This is a genomic window from Marinobacter similis, from assembly GCF_000830985.1.
GTDB classification, from domain to species: Bacteria; Pseudomonadota; Gammaproteobacteria; order Pseudomonadales; family Oleiphilaceae; genus Marinobacter; species Marinobacter similis.
In genome coordinates, this window is sequence record NZ_CP007151.1 from 1053161 (window position 1) to 1071820 (window position 18660).

At 58.3% G+C, this 18660-nt stretch carries 16 protein-coding genes and 4 pseudogenes; 8 read left to right on the plus strand and 12 right to left on the minus strand.

Features of this window, described 5'->3' with window-relative positions; genetic code table 11:
* Positions 1 to 4 precede the first annotated feature (4 nt).
* The 3 genes from AU14_RS04780 (at position 5) to AU14_RS20635 (ending at position 3612) form a co-directional block, all read left to right on the plus strand.
* On the plus strand, positions 5 to 1531 hold the full coding sequence (locus AU14_RS04780; protein WP_041339369.1) for a DUF5666 domain-containing protein: 1527 nt from the start codon (positions 5 to 7) through the stop codon (positions 1529 to 1531).
* A gap of 129 nt (positions 1532 to 1660) precedes the next feature.
* Complete coding sequence (locus AU14_RS20630) at positions 1661 to 2575, plus strand: hypothetical protein (RefSeq protein WP_236744383.1); 915 nt, start codon at positions 1661 to 1663, stop codon at positions 2573 to 2575.
* Positions 2569 to 3612 carry a methyl-accepting chemotaxis protein gene (locus AU14_RS20635; protein WP_236744384.1) on the plus strand — a complete coding sequence of 348 codons (1044 nt, stop codon included), beginning with the start codon at positions 2569 to 2571 and terminating at the stop codon, positions 3610 to 3612. Before AU14_RS20630 ends, AU14_RS20635 begins: the two co-directional genes overlap by 7 nt.
* Positions 3613 to 3645: 33 nt before the next feature.
* Here AU14_RS20635 and AU14_RS04790 read toward each other — a convergent pair whose 3' ends face one another.
* Entirely contained in the window at positions 3646 to 4611 is a 966-nt protein-coding gene (locus AU14_RS04790; RefSeq protein WP_041339372.1) for an NAD(P)H-dependent flavin oxidoreductase, read from the minus strand.
* A 142-nt stretch (positions 4612 to 4753) separates the two neighbouring features.
* Between AU14_RS04790 and AU14_RS04795 the strand changes: the two genes are divergently transcribed.
* From AU14_RS04795 to AU14_RS04805, 3 genes and pseudogenes are all read left to right on the plus strand, one after another.
* Entirely contained in the window at positions 4754 to 5482 is a 729-nt protein-coding gene (locus tag AU14_RS04795) for a DsbA family protein (protein ID WP_041339375.1), read from the plus strand.
* A 156-nt stretch (positions 5483 to 5638) separates the two neighbouring features.
* Positions 5639 to 6649, plus strand: a complete 1011-nt coding sequence (trhO, locus tag AU14_RS04800; RefSeq protein WP_041339378.1) for an oxygen-dependent tRNA uridine(34) hydroxylase TrhO — start codon at positions 5639 to 5641, stop codon at positions 6647 to 6649.
* Positions 6650 to 6880: 231 nt separating this feature from the next.
* Positions 6881 to 7419 (plus strand): annotated as a pseudogene (locus AU14_RS04805) (DUF481 domain-containing protein).
* Positions 7420 to 7429: 10 nt separating this feature from the next.
* On the opposite strand, the gene AU14_RS20640 reads toward AU14_RS04805, so the two are convergent.
* The 7 genes and pseudogenes from AU14_RS20640 to AU14_RS22610 form a co-directional block, all read right to left on the minus strand.
* The gene (locus AU14_RS20640; RefSeq protein ID WP_236744385.1) at positions 7430 to 7759 is read right to left on the minus strand and encodes a DUF1722 domain-containing protein; all 330 of its coding nucleotides are present in this window, start codon (positions 7757 to 7759) and stop codon (positions 7430 to 7432) included.
* 71 nt (positions 7760 to 7830) lie between these two features.
* Positions 7831 to 8376, minus strand: a complete 546-nt coding sequence (locus AU14_RS20645; protein WP_236744386.1) for a DUF523 domain-containing protein — start codon at positions 8374 to 8376, stop codon at positions 7831 to 7833.
* 80 nt (positions 8377 to 8456) lie between these two features.
* Positions 8457 to 10692, minus strand: a pseudogene (locus AU14_RS24030) (glycosyltransferase).
* Positions 10689 to 11531 carry a lysylphosphatidylglycerol synthase transmembrane domain-containing protein gene (locus tag AU14_RS04820; protein WP_330217979.1) on the minus strand — a complete coding sequence of 281 codons (843 nt, stop codon included), beginning with the start codon at positions 11529 to 11531 and terminating at the stop codon, positions 10689 to 10691. Before AU14_RS04820 ends, AU14_RS24030 begins: the two are co-directional and overlap by 4 nt.
* Positions 11477 to 11746 (minus strand): hypothetical protein, encoded by a 270-nt coding sequence (locus tag AU14_RS20660; RefSeq protein ID WP_236744387.1) that lies wholly within the window; start codon positions 11744 to 11746, stop codon positions 11477 to 11479. The genes AU14_RS04820 and AU14_RS20660 overlap by 55 nt, the downstream gene beginning before the upstream one ends.
* On the minus strand, positions 11743 to 12228 hold the full coding sequence (locus AU14_RS04825; RefSeq protein WP_236744388.1) for an FCD domain-containing protein: 486 nt from the start codon (positions 12226 to 12228) through the stop codon (positions 11743 to 11745). Before AU14_RS04825 ends, AU14_RS20660 begins: the two co-directional genes overlap by 4 nt.
* Positions 12229 to 12284: 56 nt before the next feature.
* Complete coding sequence (locus tag AU14_RS22610; protein WP_269079103.1) at positions 12285 to 12407, minus strand: hypothetical protein; 123 nt, start codon at positions 12405 to 12407, stop codon at positions 12285 to 12287.
* Positions 12408 to 12633: 226 nt separating this feature from the next.
* Here AU14_RS22610 and AU14_RS04830 point away from each other — a divergent pair, with 226 nt between their 5' ends.
* Both AU14_RS04830 and gloA read left to right on the plus strand, forming a co-directional pair.
* Positions 12634 to 13773: an alkane 1-monooxygenase gene (locus tag AU14_RS04830; RefSeq protein ID WP_052471961.1), complete on the plus strand. Its 1140-nt coding sequence runs from the start codon at positions 12634 to 12636 to the stop codon at positions 13771 to 13773.
* 398 nt (positions 13774 to 14171) lie between these two features.
* Positions 14172 to 14716, plus strand: a pseudogene (gene gloA, locus AU14_RS04835) (lactoylglutathione lyase).
* A 6-nt stretch (positions 14717 to 14722) separates the two neighbouring features.
* Here the strand turns inward: gloA and AU14_RS04840 are convergent.
* From AU14_RS04840 to AU14_RS04855, 4 genes and pseudogenes are all read right to left on the minus strand, one after another.
* Positions 14723 to 15685, minus strand: coding sequence for a DMT family transporter (locus tag AU14_RS04840; protein ID WP_041339382.1), 963 nt, complete (start codon positions 15683 to 15685; stop codon positions 14723 to 14725).
* Positions 15682 to 16344, minus strand: a complete 663-nt coding sequence (locus AU14_RS04845) for a LutC/YkgG family protein (RefSeq protein WP_041339385.1) — start codon at positions 16342 to 16344, stop codon at positions 15682 to 15684. Before AU14_RS04845 ends, AU14_RS04840 begins: the two co-directional genes overlap by 4 nt.
* A pseudogene (locus AU14_RS04850) lies at positions 16341 to 17778 on the minus strand (LutB/LldF family L-lactate oxidation iron-sulfur protein). Before AU14_RS04850 ends, AU14_RS04845 begins: the two are co-directional and overlap by 4 nt.
* Entirely contained in the window at positions 17775 to 18554 is a 780-nt protein-coding gene (locus AU14_RS04855) for a (Fe-S)-binding protein (protein WP_041343621.1), read from the minus strand. The pseudogene AU14_RS04850 and the gene AU14_RS04855 overlap by 4 nt, the downstream one beginning before the upstream one ends.
* Between the last annotated feature and the right edge of the window lie 106 nt (positions 18555 to 18660).

The following is an 18660-nucleotide window of genomic DNA, read 5'->3' on the forward strand; positions in this document are numbered from 1 at the left end:
AGGTATGACATGGCAACTCCGCAATCGCGTTATTCGGCTAGCCGCAGGCTCGGTGGCTCTTGGTGTGCTCTCAGCTTGTGGCGGTAGCAGTGGTGGCGGAGTGAGCGTGGCAGATGGCGGCATACGGGGGACCGGCTCTAGCGTTGGCCCGGTCTCCGGATTCGGGAGTGTGTTTGTAAACGGGGTGAAGTTCAGTACGGACAGCATCCAGAACCGGGAAGTTGAGAGTAACGACGGCATCACCACGGAGGGCCTGGTTAGTAAGGGCATGATCCTCAGGGTGGAAGGTGAATGGCGCGATGATGGCACTGGTACGGCTGACCGGCTGAGTTATGACGATACGTTGCGCGGACCGGTCGATAACGTCGTTGCCGACCTTAGCGGAGCCGGTGAATTTGTCGACGTCACTGTCATGGGGCAGTTGGTTCGGGTTAACCGTCAAACTGTTGTGCGCGGAACTACCTTTGCAACTCTGCTTGGCAATCCGTCCATAACCGATCATGTCCGTGTAAGTGCCTGGCGTCAGGCTGATGGTTCCTACCGAGCGGGCTACTTGGAGGTAATTGCGCCGGATCAAACCGACGTTGAGTTGGAGGGTAGCGTTACAGCTGTCGACACAACCCAGAACGAATTAACGATCGGGACCATAACCGTCCAATACGATGAAACCAGTGTCATTTTCGGCTCCGGCCTGACCGAAGCCGATTTGGGCGCTGCATCGGCTTTGGAGGTTGAGGGCAGGTTGGCCGGTAATATTCTGACTGCGACGACGATCGATCGGGATGATGGCCGGCGCTTCAGTCGCAACAGCGTCGACGATATTCAGTTAACCGCAACCATCGATACAGGCTATTCGGCTTCCGGATCGGGTGCTCGTCCGGGCGAATTCCGGGTTGGCGATCTTACCGTTCGGGTAACGGATACGACTGAACTGGACGACAACATTACCCTTGCCGATCTGGCCGAAGGCCTTCTGGTGCAAGTGGAAGGAACCTTCCTCTCTGACAGCGTCCTCGAGGCCAGCGACATCGAGTTGCGGGATAGCAATGCGGAAGTCGAGGGGGTGGTTTCGGTGGTCGCTGACAACGCGTTCTTCATTGGCGGGGTCGAAGTCCGGGTAGTGCCGACTACGACGTTTACTGTTGATGACGGCTCCGATGTCACGCTCCAGACCCTGCCTATCGGTTCGACCACAGTCGAGGTGGAAGGTGTCGAGAGGGAGCAGGACAACAACATCTTCATAGAAGCATTGAAGGTGGAGGTTGACGATGAGCCGGCTAACATCAACGACCGCAATAGCTTTGAGCTTGAGGGTAAGCTTCGCGGAATCTCCCCGTTCCCGGGAACCGTCACGGTACTTGGCATACAGATCAACGACTCCACTGCCGATTACGATGGCGGTTCGAGAGCCGGCATTGTTGACGATTTCGAAAACACCAGTGAGACCATCGTGCTGGAGGTTGAGTACCGAAGTTCTGGCTCGGGCTTTATTGCTGACGAGATCGAACGAGAAGAAAACGACAATGACTGACTACAAAATCCGTACATAAAATAGCCCCGTTTCGGCCCGGCTTTTGCTATACGTAATGGCATACGATGTGTATGGACACTGTTAACGAACGTGCAGGATGCACAAAGCACTAACGCTAGCGGAGCCAGTATGTCATTTCGTTTTCTTCAGCGGTTTCTTTCGAGCCGCCTTCTCCGGCCGGTTTTTGTCGTTCTGGTGGCAGCGGGCCTGGTCCAGGTGCTGCTCAGCCAGTGGCTGATTTCGAATCAGGTTGAGCGCCTGGTAGAGACCGCCGGTTCAGCGCTCGAGGCCAGCAGCAACCAGGTTAGCGACTCCTTCGGAGAGACCCGTGAAGACGTGCGCGGTCGCCTGCAGACCATGCGGGAGAAGAGCATTGATGAACTTGCCAATGCCTTGACCCAACAGCAAACCGAGCAACAGCAACGGGTTTCAGGCAATGTTCGTACGGCGGTCATGGCTGAGGCGCAGGGGCTGGCCAATGTCCTGGCGGCGGTTGCTGCACCATTGATCTGGGATCGTGACATTCCTCGCCTGACCGATCTGGTTGAGCTGGCCGACGCCCGGGAATCGGTGCTGTTTGCCATCTACTACGATCAGTACGACAAGCGCATGACCCGTTATGTCGATCGCACCGACGATCGCGTGCGCACTCTCATGGAGCAGGGTGAAGGGCGCGGTGCGGCAAATAAGGTCCTCGATGCGGCAAGCCGTGACCCCAACGTGGTGATTATTACCGCCGACATTGCGCCCCAAGGTTCGGCCATTGGTCAGCTCAAGTTGGGTCTGTCTCTTGAGGGTATCAACCAGGATCTGGCGCAGCTGGAACAGGAATTCAGCGCCACCATCACCGGCAGTATCGACGCCTCCCGCCAGACCCTTGAAGCCGAAACCGAGCAGGTCAATCAGCGGCTGCAACAACAGTTGGCCGCCATGGACGCCGATACCCAGGCGCGGATCCAGAGCACCGTAGAGTCACTGAATGATGAAGCTTCCAGCTTGGCCGCCAACCTTTCGATCCTGCTGTCGGCTCTATTGTTGTGCTGATCATTCTGGTGGCCGCGGTATTGGGTGGTGGGCTCTTGCCTCGAGTGTTGCGCCTCGATGCTGCGATCTGGAGTATCGCCGATGGCGAGGCCGATCTGACCCGTCGGGTCACCCTCAAAGGTAAGGACGAGTTGACTGAAATGGCGCGCGGCATGAACCAGTTCATCGCCCGGATTCAGGAGCTGGTGTCTGATGTGAAGGCGTCTGCGGAATCTGCCGCCGGTCAGGCCCGGGAGCAAGGCGAAATCAGCCAGGACGCCGTTGCTGCGGTGAATCATCAGCAGCGGGAAGTGGCAGAGGTATCCGAAACCATGGCCGCCATGTCCCAGAGCATCTCGGAAGTGGCGGACAGCATTCAGGAAGTCGCCGGCTCGGTGCAGACCATCGGTGCTGAGAGCGAGGCCACCGCCAGTATCTCCCGGGATGTGCGTGAGCGTCTGGATGCGGTAGTGCGACAGGTTGAGAAAGCGGTTGAGGCGGTGAACGCGCTCAACACTCAGAGCACCGAGATAACGTCGGTGCTGTCGGTGATTGGCGCGATTGCGGAACAAACCAATCTGCTGGCACTGAACGCCGCAATTGAAGCGGCGCGGGCCGGGGAATCCGGTCGAGGCTTTGCCGTGGTGGCCGATGAGGTGCGCACGCTGGCCAGCCGGACCCAGGAGTCCACCACCGAAATCGAAGGCATCATTGCGCGCTTGCAGCGGGGCAGCCATGAAGCGGTGTCGGTGATCGATCAGGTATCGGGACAGGTTGCCGATTCCTCAACCGAGTTCCGCAAGGCCGATGAGCACTTTGAGGAGATCAATCAGTTGCTGGGCAACCTTCAGGAGCGAGCGCTGACGATTTCCTCCGTTGCCGAGCAGGAAGGGCGCCATGCCGGCAAGGTTAGCGTCAGCGTTGAAGACATTGCCCGATCGTCCGAAACCACCGTTGAAGCCATCCACAGGTCCGACAATGCCAGTCAGAAGATTGGTGAATTACTGGCGGCGCTTCAGCCAAGCGTCCCAGTTCCGGGTTTAACTCGGGCAGGGTGAACAAGATCGGGCACCTTCGGGTGCCCGTTTCTGTTATTGGCCCAGGCGCGAATGGGCTTTGGCGTATTCCGCCTTCAGGCGATTAACCAGGGCCTGGACACTGACCACATCGTGAATCTGGCTCACACCCTGGCCGGCGGACCACACGGTTTTCCAGGCCTTGGCCTCGTCGCTTACCGGCTTCAGCTTCTCGCCATAATCGATCTCACCGGCCTGGTTCAGTTTATCCATCGGGTAACCGGCGGCTTCGAGGCTCTGACGCATGAAGCTGGCGGGAATACCCGACACCACCGGGGTGTGGATGATGTCTGCCGACACCGCCTCGATAATCATGTTGCGGTATGCATCCTCAGCCTGGGACTCCTCGGTGTTGATGAACCGGGTGCCCAGGTAAGCCAGATCGGCACCCATGGCCTGCGCCGCAAACAGGTCCTCACCGTGGGACAGGCCGCCGGCCAGCAGGATGATGCCGTCGAACACCTCGCGGATCTCATGCACCAGCACAAACGGATTAAGGGTGCCGGCATGGCCACCGGCCCCCGCGGCCACCGCAATAATGCCATCAACGCCGGCTTCCGCCGCCTTGCGGGCGTGGTGCTGGTTGGTAACATCGTGGAATACCAGTCCGCCGTAGCTGTGGACCGCATCCACCACCTGGCTGGCAGCCCCCAGAGAGGTGATCACGATGGGCACCTGGTGTTTTACACACAATTCCAGGTCTGCCTGCCAACGTGGGTTGGTGCGATGCACGATCAGGTTGACGGCATAAGGAGCTACTTGTGCCGATGGGTTTTGCTGGCGGAAACTGTCGAGCTCACTGTTCATCTGCTCCAGCCAGCTTTCGAAGCCTTCACTGGTGCGCTGGTTCAGGGCAGGAAAACTGCCAACCACGCCTTCCTTGCAGCAGGCCAGGGCCAGCTCGGGGCCGGAGATCAGAAACATGGGCGCCGCCACCAGGGGCAGGGAGAGCTGATTGGCAAGGGATGCAGGTAAGGCCATGAGTTTTCCTTAATTTTTGTTGGAACTTTTTTAAGTTATAAAGGATCTTAGCTTGCCTCGGTGGCCGTGAAAACGGTAACCAACGATCGAGTTTTCGGGAATTTCTTCCCCACAATACCTAACGAACAAGAAGGAGCCCGCAATGGGTGAAGCCAAACGTCGCAAGGAAACCGGCGCGCCAGCGCCTCGTAAAGCAAGTAATAGGCCTCTGTATATCGGGGTGGCCTTGCTGGTCCTGGCGGCTGTTGTATTGGGACTGTTCTTTCTCACTGCACAGCCGGAGCCCACGTCTGACGAGCTGCCGGTGGCCGGCGCCAATGCCGATCCGTTCCCCGCTGAACTAGACCAGTACGGTGTCTCTGTAGGGCCGGAGGACGCGCCGGTGGTAGTGCGCGAGTTTGCTGATTATCAGTGTCCGGCCTGTGGCCGGTTCTCGGATGCCAGCCAGAAGCTGAAAGAACAGTACGTGGATTCGGGTAAGGTGCGGTTCGTGTTTTTCGACCTGCCGCTGCAGCAGCACCAGAACGCCATGCCTGCGGCAATGGCGGCCCGTTGTGCCGGCGACCAGAACGGTTACTGGGACATGCACGACCAGCTGTTTGATGCCCAGACCGAGTGGAGCAGCTCCGGCGATCCGGTGGAAACCTTCAGCCGGTATGCCGGCGACCTGGGGCTGGACGAGCGGCGCTTCCGTCGGTGCATGACCACCGAACTGCACCGTGAAGACGTTGAACAGAGCCGTCGTGTGGCCATGCAGCTGCGGGTCAGCAGTACCCCAACAGTGCTCGTGGACAACATTCGCCTGTCTCGTCCCGGTTGGGGGCAGCTATCAGCCGTAGTTGAGCGCGAGCTGAATAGCGCGGCACAATAAGCAGTCAATAGAAGCAGCGAATATGGGCGCTGCGGTCAGCCCGCACTTGATTGCAGGTCAGAGTTGGTTAAAATTTGCGCCCGCTCTGGCTTGCGCCGTTGAGCCAATGACCAAACCCATGCTCCGGATTTACGGTCCGGCCCGCAGGAGATATTGATGAGCAATGATGTTGTTGTCTGCGCGCTGTATAAGTTCGCAGTCCTGAATGATTACAAGACCCTTCGCCAGCCGTTGCTGGACCTGATGCTTGAGAAAGACGTGCACGGCACCCTGTTGCTGGCCCGGGAAGGCATTAACGGCACCATCGCCGGAAGCCGCGAGGGCGTTGATACCATCAAGGCCTGGCTCGGCAACGACGAGCGTTTTGATGGCATCGATTACAAAGAATCCTTTGTCGACATCCAGCCGTTCAAGCGCACCAAGGTGAAGCTCAAGAAAGAGATTGTCACCATGGGCGTGGAGGGCATCGACCCAAAGCGTACCGTTGGCACTTACGTCGATCCCAAAGAGTGGAACAACCTGATTTCCGATCCGGATGTGGTGTTGGTGGATACCCGGAACCAGTATGAAGTTGAGATCGGCACTTTCCAGAATGCCGTGAACCCGGCCACCGATACCTTCCGCGAGTTCCCGGAGTACGTGAAACAGAATCTGGATCCTTCCAAGCACAAGAAGGTGGCCATGTTTTGCACCGGTGGCATTCGTTGTGAAAAATCCACCGCATACCTGAAAGAACAGGGCTTTGATGAGGTTTACCACCTGAAGGGTGGCATCCTGAAGTACCTGGAAGAAGTGCCGGAAGAGCAGAGCCTGTGGCAGGGCGAATGTTTTGTGTTTGATGACCGGGTTACCGTGAATCATTCGCTTGAGCGTGGTGACTACGATCAGTGTCACGCCTGCCGTCGGCCGATTACAGAAGACGACAAGCAGCGTCCGGAGTTTGAGCAGGGTGTCAGCTGTCACCAGTGCATTGATACCCTGACGGAAGAACAGAAAGCCCGCTTTGCCGAGCGTGAGCGTCAGATGCGTCTGGCCGAACAGCGTGGCGAAACCCACGTGGGTGGTGAAGCGGCGCGCATCATCGAAGAGCGCAAGGCCCGGAAAAAGGCCGAGCGCCAGCAACACGCCCAGAAAAGCCAGGCCGGCGAAGCTGCGCAGAATACCTGAGGTATCCGATTCTGCGCAGTCCCGCCGGCTAATAGGGAGAGGTTATGGAGCTCAGAAAAGCAGTCGCGGTTGCATTAATCGGGCTGCGCCGCTGGCCCAAAGCGCCGAGGACAAAGTGGGCGCGGAGTTCGAGTTGGGTGTGCTGATGACATCCGGCAACACTGAGGAAACCAACTTTAATAGCCGGTTCGCGATTACCCAGGAATCAAGCGCTGGCGTAATGGCGCCGAGTTGAGTGCCCGGCACACCGAGGCCGAGGACGAAACCACGGCCGAGCAATATAAAGCCGAAGGCGAGACCAACTACAAGTTCGACGAGCGCCAGTACTGGTTTCTGCGCGGTTCCTGGGAAGACGATCGGTTTTCCGGTTACGCCTTCGAGTCGTCAATCACCGCCGGTTACGGTAACCGGCTTTGGGAATCCGGCGAGCGTTCGTTCTGGAGTGTTTCGACCGGTATGGGTTACCGGTACAACCGACTGGATGAGCCGGACGACGAGGGCAACGAAAAGGAAGACTCGGTCATCGCCCGTTTCGCCACGCAACTCGACTATGCCCTCTCTGATCGTGCCTTGTTTCGTCAGAAGCTCAGCACCGAAGTTGGTCTGGAGGAAAACAACACGATCAGCGAGTCGGAGACCGCCTTGCAGGCGAACGTGGTTGGGAACCTGTCGATGAAACTGCGTTCCGGGTGAAGCACGTTTCCGATCCGCCCGAGGGCAAGGAGCGGACGGACACGGAAACGGCGATCACCCTGCTATACAACTTCTAAGCGTGTTGGCTCAGACGTTGTTGCGCAGCCCCAGCTCATCCGGGTAAGGGGTCAGGTACTGTTGGGCGCTCAGGTAATTCACCGGCTCCCGGCGCTGGGCCATGCGTAGCAACGTCATGGGCACCACCAGGGGAACCTCGCCGCGGTGATATGCGTCCATCTGTTCCAGCATGACCTTCCGGTCTTCCTCGCCCATGGCGTCTTTCAGGTACCCCAACAGATGCTGCATGGCATTGATGTGCGAACCACGGCTGACTTTCTTGCTCATGGCTTCCATGAACAGATGGATATAGCGGTCGGCAATGCTTTCCAGCGGTTCTGATTTCAGGTCGCCGAGCATGGGGCCAAGCTGTCGGTAAATCTTTTCGGAATGGGCCAGTAACTGGAACTTGTGGCGGGTGTGGAAGTTGATCAGAGCTTGGCGGTCAACTGCTCACCGGCGACATTCTGCATCCAGTCGTCGTAGGCGAACACGCGCTCGATGAAATTCTCGCGAATCATGTTGTCGTTCAGGCGACCCTCTTCCTCTACCGGCATCAGCGGGTAGGCCTGTAGCAGCGCATCGGCAAACATGCCGCGGCCGTCGCGGCGGGTGACCTGGCCATTCTCGTTATGGACCTTGATTCTCTCCATGCCGCAGCTGGGAGATTTCGCCATCAGGATATAGCCGCGCAGGTTGGCGAGGGTGGGGATGACGTCATCGATAAATCCTTCCATGGCGGCGGTGTGGTCCGCCTGCCCCTTGGTCTCGATGATACGCATGCCTTCCGGGTATTCCCGCAAGTGGATGGCAGGGCGAGGTACGCCCAACCCTGCTTCCAGCTCTGGGCAGATGGAGCGGAATTCGAAGTGCTTGGACAGGACCTGCGTGCAGTAGCGGGAGTGCTTGTGGCCGCCATCATGGCGGACTTCCTTGCCCAGCAGGCAGGTGCTGATACCAACGGGAATATGGGACACGTATCCTCTCCAATCAATAAAAGGGTTTTTGTAATACGTGATTAAAGTCTAGACCGATCAGCCCGTACGGGTGAAACGGCTTAACTATCCCAGTGCCTGTTTTTCTTCTTTTCCGCCAAGGCCAGGGTGCTTGCGTAAATGGTGCGAACGTCAGTGGCAAACTGCTCCACTGAAAACTCTTCCGCAAATTCCAGTGCCTGTTTCGCCAGTTCCTCGCGCAGGCTGTCTTCTTCCAGCAGGCGCTTCACGGCCTGAACCCACTTGTCTTGCCGCTCCGGCGTCTTGAAGCCGTTGTGGCCGTGCCGAACCACGTCTTCTATACCACTGGAGCGAACCGCCACCACCGGAAGGCCGGCCGCCATGGCTTCCAGAATCACCATGCCCTGGGTTTCTGATTTTGAAGCAAACAGGAAAGCATCACCCAGGCGATACCAGGTTGCCATCTCATCCGGCGGCACCGCGCCCACCAGGGTGAAATATTGTTGCAGGCCCAGGTCATCGATCTTCTTTTGCAGTCGATCACGCTGGTGGCCATCGCCAATCATCAAGAACCGGAATGGCACATCGGTGCTTGCGCGCAGGGTATCGATGGCCTCAATCATGAAATCGATGTTCTTCTCGTTCGAGAGCCGGGAGACGCTGACGAACACCTTCTCCTTGCCCAGTCCCTGCTGTTCCCGCAAGCGCTGAATGTCGTCCTCATTCACCTCCTGAAAGCGCTGGTACTCAATGCCCGTGGGCTGAACATAGGTCGGGGTCTTCACGCCGATCATGCGCAGATACTCTTCCGTGGAGTAGGTCGGCACGATTACGCCATCGCACTTGTTGGCGAAGCGCTTGATCAGGGCGTGGGAGATCAGGTTGCGGAACAGCATGCCGGGCAGGGGCACGAAGTGGGCGTAATGCTCCAGCCGGGTGTGATAGGTGTAGATGGCGGGTACCTTCAAAGTACGCGCATGAACAGTCCCAGAGAGCCGAGCCAGAACGGGTGATGTAGGTGAATAATGTCCGGACGGAAAGCTTTTACCGCCTTACGAATGCGAGCCAGGAAGATATTGGCCAGGCGGAATTCGCGCTTTTCACCCATGGCCAGCAGCGAGGGTACACGTACTACCTGATCCTCGTTTTCCGGCTGGTCCTTGTACCTCGGGGCGACGATCAGGAGCTTGTCGCCCAGCTCAACCAGGCCCCGGCGCAGGCGTTCAATGGAGATGGGCACACCACCAATAAACGGCAGGTAGTTGTTGGTGAACATCGTCACCCGCAATGACTTTTGGAGCCAGGGCGAAGGGTCCAGATCGTAATCGGGATAGTAGTCCTTGCCGATAAAGATGGCGGTGTAGAGCTTGATGGTGATGGCGACAAACACGGCCAGCAGCAGGATGAAATTCAGGTAGCCGGAGTAGATGAGCGAGTAGATGAAAAACCAGAAGCTTTCCAGTTGTTTCAGGATCTCGTGTTGGCCCACCTGCAGCCGTTCCAGGGAGTGGCTGGCGTTGCCATCTGCATCCACGTTCACCTTCACAAAGTGGTAAAAGCTGGTGTCGTTGTTCAGCACCAGGCCGCCGGCACCGCCGGTGGTGATGAACGTGGTGTCTTCGCTGGCGGATTCGGAATAGAGCGACAGGTTGGCTGAGAACACCAGATCAATACTGTGGCGTTTAATTTCCCGCATCAGGGCGCTGCGGAATTCAGGAGGCTGCAGGTAGTCACTGCGTTGATCGAAGGGCGCGTTTGCCTCCGGCTCCATGGGCGGGTGGCCAATAAACAGAATCCGGGCCTTGGAGCTGTCCTGGGCCAGCAGGTCATTGAGCCAGCGGATCTGCCACTTCCACGGAGTCTTGCCGGTGCTGTCCAGGAAAATCAGCCGGCTGTTGCCAGCCAGGATACTGAAGAAATGAGGGCCGAAATGATCGTAGAACCGGAAGCTGCCGAAGTCTTCGTACTCGTGCGCTCCGAAGGTCAGCAGGTAGGGAATGTCTAGGTGCCCCAGGCTGCCATACAGTGCCCGGTACTTGTCTTCGCCACCGCCACTGACCGCGTTGCCCGCTGACACCATGAAATCGATGCCGGAGTCATTCAGCTCAGGAACAATCCGTTCCTCGAAAATGCCGATGGAATTGTTGATGTTGCCCACCACCGCGAAACTGATCGGTGACTCAGGATCGATAGTGCGCTGAATGCGCTCCACCTGTTCGGTGTGCAGGCCCTTGAAGTCCTTCATGAACAGGTTGAGATAGGCCTTGTAGCGACCAGCAAAAAAACGATCAGCAGGCACAGGTAAAACAGCAGCTTCAGTGGATTTCGGAGGATCATCCCGGTTTCCTGCGGTCTTTAATGAGTTCCCTCTGCAGCACGATCAATCCGATGATCATGCCCAGGTATATGGTCAGCAGGCGCCAGCTTACAGTGACCAGCACCAGATGGTTGCCCGACAGAATATCCCGAAAGAAGCTTCCAAATACACCTTCAGAAATGCCGGAAGCCCCGGGTGTGGGCGAAAAATACATAACAAAGGTGGTTACGACCAGCAGCCCCAAAGAGACCACGTAATCAACGGTGTAACCCAGGCTATACATCAACAGGGCCGGGAAACTGAACAAGCTGAGCAGGAACAGGGCAGTGAACAGAATCGACAAGCACACATACAGTTTCTGGCCTTTAAGGTAGTCACCAAAGCTGTCGGAGAACCGGAGCATCTCCCGGCGCGCCTTGAACTGCCAGCGTCGGTGCCGGGCGTCGCTGATCAGGTGGAAACGGTGCAGGGTTACCAGAATCTGGGTCAGGGGCGCGATCAGCCAGTGGGTGCGGAACAGCAGGACCGCGAAAAAGGCCAGATAGATAAAGATGAAGATCGCCAGGGCAACACCAATGGAGCCGGTAATTGTGTGGTCTTTCAGGGCCCGCAGTGTCAGCAGGAAGATGGGGGTCAGGGTGAAGATGAACATCACGGCCAGCACCGTGCGAATGGTGGTGGCCGCGGTTGCCCGGCCCATGGGCACGCCGTGCCGGTGCAGATACCAGATCTGGGCAAAACCGCCGCCGGTGGCCATGGGCGTCACGTTGGAGAAGAACAGGTTGATGAACACCAGCCGGAACATCACTTTGAGCGGCAGCCGGTGCCCCAGGGCGCGCAGGGTGAAATACAGCCGCAGGCATCGGACACAAAGTAAACCAGCAACAGCAGCCCGACCATCAGCAGCGTGGTGGGCGCAATGAGGCGCGGATCGAAAGTAAGGCTGCGCTCGGCAAACTGGTCGTAAACCGCGTACAGACCGACTGCGGTCATGGCGATAAAGATCAGGCTGAAGACTACGAGTCGTCGCCAGGACGTCTGTTTCGAGTAGTCGCTTTCGGAAGGTTCGCTCATGGCGTTTCCGACAGAGCTTGCTGGATCAGGGTCTTCTGATGTTCCGCAAACTCACGAATCAGGGCCTGGGCTGCGTCGCTGTCCCGTGCCAGTACGGCGGCCGGTAACTGGGTAAAGAACTGGCTGGTGTGCTTCAGGCCGGTGCGGTAGCGTTCCGCACTTAGATAGTACGCCCGACTCACCGCTGGTTTGAAATTGGACAGCGCTTCAGTGAGATAGGGGTTGCCGACTACCTGACAACAGGCCTCCATCACACCAAAACTCGCCTCTACGATGGCGGTGATGTTGGCTGACGGCTGCTTGGCCAGCTCCACCGCGTCCGTCACCGCAGCCAGCATGGGCTCGCGATGCTCCTCCTGCCAGCGTTCACACAACCTCGCCACCAGCATCATCAGCAGGTGCATGTAAACGTCATACAGCTCCGAGGCGTGTTCCGCATCCAAACGGGTCGCCGATGCGCCTTTGCGCGGAGTGATGTCCACCAGATGCCAGCGCTCCAGGGTGTAGAGGGCTTCCTTGACTGAGGCTCGACTGACTTTCAGCTCACCGGCCAGCCTGGCTCCTGAATGCGCTCGCCCGGCCGGATTTGTCCGGTCATGATCCGCTCAGCCATGTAATTGGTAATCTGCTCGGCCAAGGTGTTGGGCGCCTGAAAATCCATGAGGGCTCTCTAGCAAGGTGCGTTGAATAAACGGGACATCGGTGCGTGTGAGTCTATCACAGCCTCCTGCCACAAAAGCCACAAGCCCCTGATCCGGCTGGGCTTTCGTGGGCGTGATCAAAAAATGGCCGAAACGAATTGACGACTGATGCATTGTAGGACAATAATGCAGAAAACAAGAGGCGAATAACCCGTCGCCACGAACACAGTCGAAGGAGAGAGCCCAATGAATACCAGCCACCTGTCGATCAGCCGAGAGGCCACGCGCCGAAGAATCCTGCTAACCCTGAAGAAGTACAGCTACCTGATCGCCATGCTCCCGCTGGCATTACCACCTTTGCTGCTGGCGGCCGGGCAGGCGACCAGCCTGGAGAACCTGTTCGCCTGGGGCGTGCCGGTGGTGGTGTTCGGGATCATCCCGGTGCTGGACCTGCTCTTGGGCAAAGACGCCCTGAACCCCGATGAAGAAGTGGATGTGCCGAAGATGAACAGCGAAGCCTTCTACCGGGTCATCACGCTTGGTTGGGTTGCCGGATACGCGGTGCTGCTGGTGTGGGGCATGCTGGAGTTGGCCTCCGGCCAATTCAGTGCGATCGGCGGCATCGGCTGGGTGATTTCCATCGGTATTGTCGGCGGCCTTGGCATCAACGTCGCCCACGAACTGATCCACAAAGACGGCAAACTGGAAACCCGGGCCGGCGGCTTCTTACTTTCCCTGGTCTGCTACGCCGGCTTCAAAGTGGAGCACCTGCGCGGTCACCATGTGCATGTATCCACGCCGGGCGATGCCTCGTCCTCCCGCTACAACCAGTCCCTGTACAATTTTCTGCCCCAGGCCTACCTGCGTAATTTCCTGAACGCCTGGAAACTGGAGGCCCAGCGCCTGGAGCGCAAAGGCGAAAAAGCCTTCAGCTGGCGCAACGAATTGATCTGGTGGTACAGCATCAGCGCCCTGGTATTCATCGCCTTCACTGTCGCCTTCGGCTGGCTTGGGGCCGCCTTCTTCCTGGTACAGAGCTTTGTCGCTTTCACCCTGCTGGAAATCGTCAACTACCTGGAACACTACGGCCTGCACCGCCGCAAACTGGACAACGGCCGCTACGAACGCACCACGCCTGAGCACAGCTGGAACAGCAATTACTTCCTGACCAACGTGTTCCTGTTCCACCTCCAGCGCCACAGCGACCACCACGCCTACGCCAAACGCCGCTACCAGGTACTGCGCCACCACGACATCGCGCCGCAATTACCTGCCGGCTACGCCGCCATGATCGTCCTGGCCACCATTCCGCCTTTGTGGAAGCGGATCATGAATCCCCGTGTTGAGGCTTATTATCGGGGGGAGGAGCATCAGTTGGCTTCTTGAATTTTTGGATTTGGAAGAGGGGCAGCGACCGGGGGTATTTTTCTCCAGAAGAATCGCAAACTCGCTGCGCTCAGACAGCGATTTTCTTCCGAAAAACACCCCCGATCCCCGCCCACGAACTGAACTAAAGGTTGTTCATAAAAAGAAAAATCAGTGGTTTTTATCGGCCAACAATGGAGTTATGTCAGCGGGGGTGTGGGGGTAGTTTCTGCAGGGAAAACCGGGTGTCTGAGCGCAGCGAGTTCCGGTTTCCCGGAAGAAACTACCCCATACCCCTGCCAGCCCCACTAAGCCCAACCCTCAGCCAGACCAACCCCAAATTTAGACCACCCTTGAAATCCCTTTGAAACGCACACAGGTATATTCTTTGAATCCTGCGAATAACGAAGGGAAATACCATGCCCAAGCATTTCGAACAGGCCGCCGGCTATATGAGGATCCCGTACCGGAAACCGAAGGTTACGTCTTCAACCAGACCATGATGCGCATCAAAGATCCCGAGCGCTCCATGGATTTTTACACCCGAGTGATGGGCATGCGTCTGGTTCGCAAGCTGGACTTCCCGGAGATGAAATTTAGCCTGTACTTCCTGGGCTATCTGGATGAGCGTCAGGCTAATCAAGTGCCTTCCGATGACGCTTACCGGACCACGTTTACCTTTGGTCGCGAAGCCATGCTCGAGCTGACCCACAACTGGGGCACCGAGGACGACAACGATTTCGCCTACCACAATGGCAACGACCAGCCCCAGGGATTTGGCCACATTGGTGTCGCAGTGCCCGACGTGTATGCGGCCTGCGAGCGTTTCGAAAAGCTCGATGTCGAGTTTGTGAAGAAGCCAGACGACGGCAAGATGAAGGGACTGGCCTTTATCAAAGACCCGGACGGCTACTGGATTGAAATCCTGCAGCCGGACATGATGCAGAAGCAAAGCAAGAGCTGATACCCGTCAGCCTGCAGTATCGGCACCTTTCTGGGTGTCGGTACCGGCTTTCCCTCCGTAGCGGGATGCCACGATCACCGCTGCCGTCAGAATGAACGCCCCGGCAATGCCGATGGGCCCCAGAATCTCTCCCAGAAATACCCACGCCAATAACGCCACGAACAGCGGTTCCAGGGTCACGATGATGCTGGACAGTGTCGCAGGAGTGGTTTGCATGCCTGCGAAAAAACTCACGTAGCCGATGCAGGTCGGCACCACGCCCACGTACACCACCATCAGCCACTGATGAAACGCCAGGGTATCCAGGCCTTCAAATCCGCCGGAAAGCCACACCACTGGGAACAGGATCAGGGCGGCGGTGAAAAAGCAGATGAACGCGGTTGTGAACACCGGTGTGCCTGCAGAACTGTAGCGGCTGGTCAGGGTAAAACCTGTGTAAACCAGCGCGGCAAAAAGCGCGATCAAAATGCCAGCGAGGCGCAGGGTGCCCGCGGTGTCCATGTCGCTCAGTACCAGCATAGACGTGCCGAAGATGGCGGCGACCAGAGACAGTACAGTAAGAAGCCCCGGTTTTTCGCCGAGCAGCGGCGCGGCCAGCAAGGCAACGAACACCGGCGGCAGGCACAGGGCAATCAGGGTGGCAATACCGGCACCGGTGAGATCAACGGCCAGCAAGTAGCTGCCCTGGTAGAACGCCTGGAACAGGCCCAGTGCAGCCAGCGGGATCAGGGCTTTCTTGCCCAGATGGCGCAGGGAGCTGCCCGGCACCCGGGCTCCGGGATTGGCGCGTTCCAGTTGCCGTTGTTCCCGGCGCATCAGCAGCCAGAAAAACGGCAAGGCGACAGCCAGGCGAAGAAAGCCCAGGGTAATGGCTTCCAGCTCGGTACCGGTGAACAGGAATTTTGCGACTATGCCCGTGGTCGCCCAGAGCAGGGCTGCCAGGGCGATCAGTAGGGCGCCTCGAATCATTCAATAACCAACACAATCAGCTCTTTAGGACCGTGGACACCGTAAGCAAGGGTTTGCTCAATGTCCGCCGTTTTGGATGGCCCGGAGATTAGCAGGGCATTGGTGGGCATGCCAGCTTTCCAGTTCTGGGCCTGCATGGCCTCATGGAAAGTGGTGTACAGCTCGCTGGCGAAAAGTACCGCCACGTGGATCGGCGCCACCAGGCTCATCAGCCGGGGTTCGTCCGAGTTCGGCCACAGAATCAGCGAGCCGGTTTCGGCGATTCCGCCCCGGGTGGAGGTGATGCTGGCATCCACGTCATTGAACAGTACCGTCTGCCAGCTTTCGATGGGCTCGTCGTAGATTAGCAGGTGGGGCAGATCCTCCCGCTCCAGGGTGGCGGACCGGAGCTTCATTCCAATTTCGTGTTCTTTGGGGATCAGCAGATTGCGAGCGCCGCGGGCGCCGAGTATTTCTGCCAGCCGGTCTACCCAGCTGTCCTCGGTGCAGTGGTGCACCTCGCCGTGAACGGATTCGATCATTTTCTCGAACAGGGCAATTCGTTCGGCGGTCGACCAGTCCGGTCGTTTCAGCACCGAAAAATCGCACTCCGGGGCAGTCAGCTCCCCACCCCCGCTGCGGTTGCGCAGGCGCTGCAGAATGGTGTCGCGAGAACTCACTGGCTGCGCTCCTTGAGCTTTTCGTGAAGGGTTTTCGGTGCCAGCTTGGGCGAGGTGCGGAACTGGGTCCAGCCGCCCATCTTGCCGGGCTGCAGCATGCGAAAGCGCGTGGCCAGGTTAGTGCCAAACCGATAGGCGCCGGGGCGCGCGTGCATCCAGCTCCAGCCTTTCCAGATCATGCTTCCACCGCGCTGCGCTTGGCGCCGTGGCCCCGTACCTTGGCCGGGTGCAGCTTGTCGCCATCCACCGATTCCTGGCGCAGGCGCACCAGCAGATCCGGGATGGGGATCTTCACCGGGCACACTTCGCCGCAGGCGCCACAAAGGCTGGAGGCGCTGGGCAGGTGCCGGCCTTCGTCCAGGCCAATCAGATGCGGCATCAGAATCTTGCCGATCGGGCCGGGGTAGGTAGTGCCGTAGGTGTGGCCGCCAACACGGGTGTATACCGGGCAATGGTTCATGCAGGCACCGCAGCGGATGCAGCGCAGGGTGTCGAGCAGTTCGTCGTCCTGATAGATCGACGATCGGCCATTGTCCACCAGTACCACGTGCACTTCTTCCGGGCCGTCCAGCTCTTCGGCCTTGCGGGGCGCGGAGATCATGTTGAAGTAGGTGGTGATGTGCTGGCCGGTGGCAGAACGGGTCAGCAGGGCGAGCAGGGCAGAGACATCCTCAAGATTCGGCACCACTTTCTCGATGCCGGTGACCGCAATGTGGCACTTCGGCACCGTGGTGGTCATGCGGCCGTTGCCTTCGTTTTCCACCAGGCACAGGGTGCCGGTTTCGGCCACGGCAAAGTTCACCCCGGACACGCCGACATCGGCATTCATGAACTTCTCGCGTAGCTGCAGGCGTGCGGCGGCGGTCAGGTATTCAACATCGTTAGAGAGATCAGTGCCGGTTTTTTCGTGCAGCAGTTTGGAGATTTCACCGGTGTTCTTGTGGATCGCCGGCATAATGATGTGTGAGGGCGTTTCCTCGGCCAACTGCACGATGTACTCGCCCAAATCGGATTCCAGGCTTCGATGCCCTGTTCCTCGAGGTAATGGTTCAGCTCCATTTCCTCGGACACCATGGACTTGCCCTTGATCACGGTCTTGGCGTCCCGCGCCTTGCAGATATCGCGTACGATCCGGCAGGCCTCGTCGCCATCTACGGCCCAGTGCACCTTGATGCCGTTCTCGGTCAGCTTCTGCTCCAACTGCTCAAGCAGGTCGGGCAGATTGGCCAGTGCGCGCAGTCGCACGTTGGCACCAAGATCGCGCAGTGTTTCCAGGTCCCATCCTTCAAAAGCGCTTTTGCGTTTGCTCATCAGCCCGTCCATCGCCTTGCGGAAGTTCTGGCGAATTTGCGGGTTGTGCAACGCTTCGTGGGCTCGCGGGTGAAACTCTTTAACATCAACGTGGTGAGGTGAGTGCTGGGTGGTGTCGCTCATGACGGCTCTCCCTTATCGCCGCCGGTGCGGCCCCAAAGGAAACTGAGAATGTGCTGGCCAGACATGGCCTTCTGGTTTTTCTCCGCATAGCCATGAATGTTCATCAGGCAGCCGCAATCGGTGGTGACAAAATCCCTGGCGCCGGTGTCCACCAGGGCGTCCACTTTCTCGCTGACCATGGCGCCGGATATCTCCGGGTGCCGGATGGCAAAGGTGCCGCCAAACCCGCAGCACTCCTCCGCCCGAACCTGTTCCACCAGGTTGACGTTATCCAGCTGGCCCAGCAGCTTCGGCCCTACTTCGGCCACACCCATTTCTCGCCGTGCCGAACAAGAAGTGTGCATGGCTACGGTGGTGGGTTCGCCCACGTCCTTCAGTTTGATGTGGCAAACGTTGAGCAGGAAATCGGTGAGTTCCCAGATCCGGCCGGCCACCTCCGCAGCGCGGACTTCGTCCTCGGTGCCCTTGAACAGATCCGGGTAGTGCTTGCGCATCATGCCGCCGCAGGAACCTGATGGCACCACAATGGGGTAGTCCTCGGGAAACAGGCCCAGCTGGGTCTTGGCGACCGCGCGGGCTTCGTCGTGGTAGCCGGACGTGAAAGCCGGTTGGCCGCAACAGGTCTGGTCCTGCGGGAAAATCACCTCAATGCCTTCGCGCTCGAGCAGCTGAATGCCCGCCATACCCGCATCCGGGTAGAACATGTCCACCAGGCAGGTGCCGAAGAAATACACTTTCGAGGGCTTCGGGGGATAAAGCTTTATGGGGTCAGCCATGGCGCCGATGCTCACGCTCATTAGTGTTGTCATTCCACTAATAATAGGAACCGGGAACGGGTGATGCCAGACGACTTTTGGGTAGGGGTTATTACTTAGGCAGCGG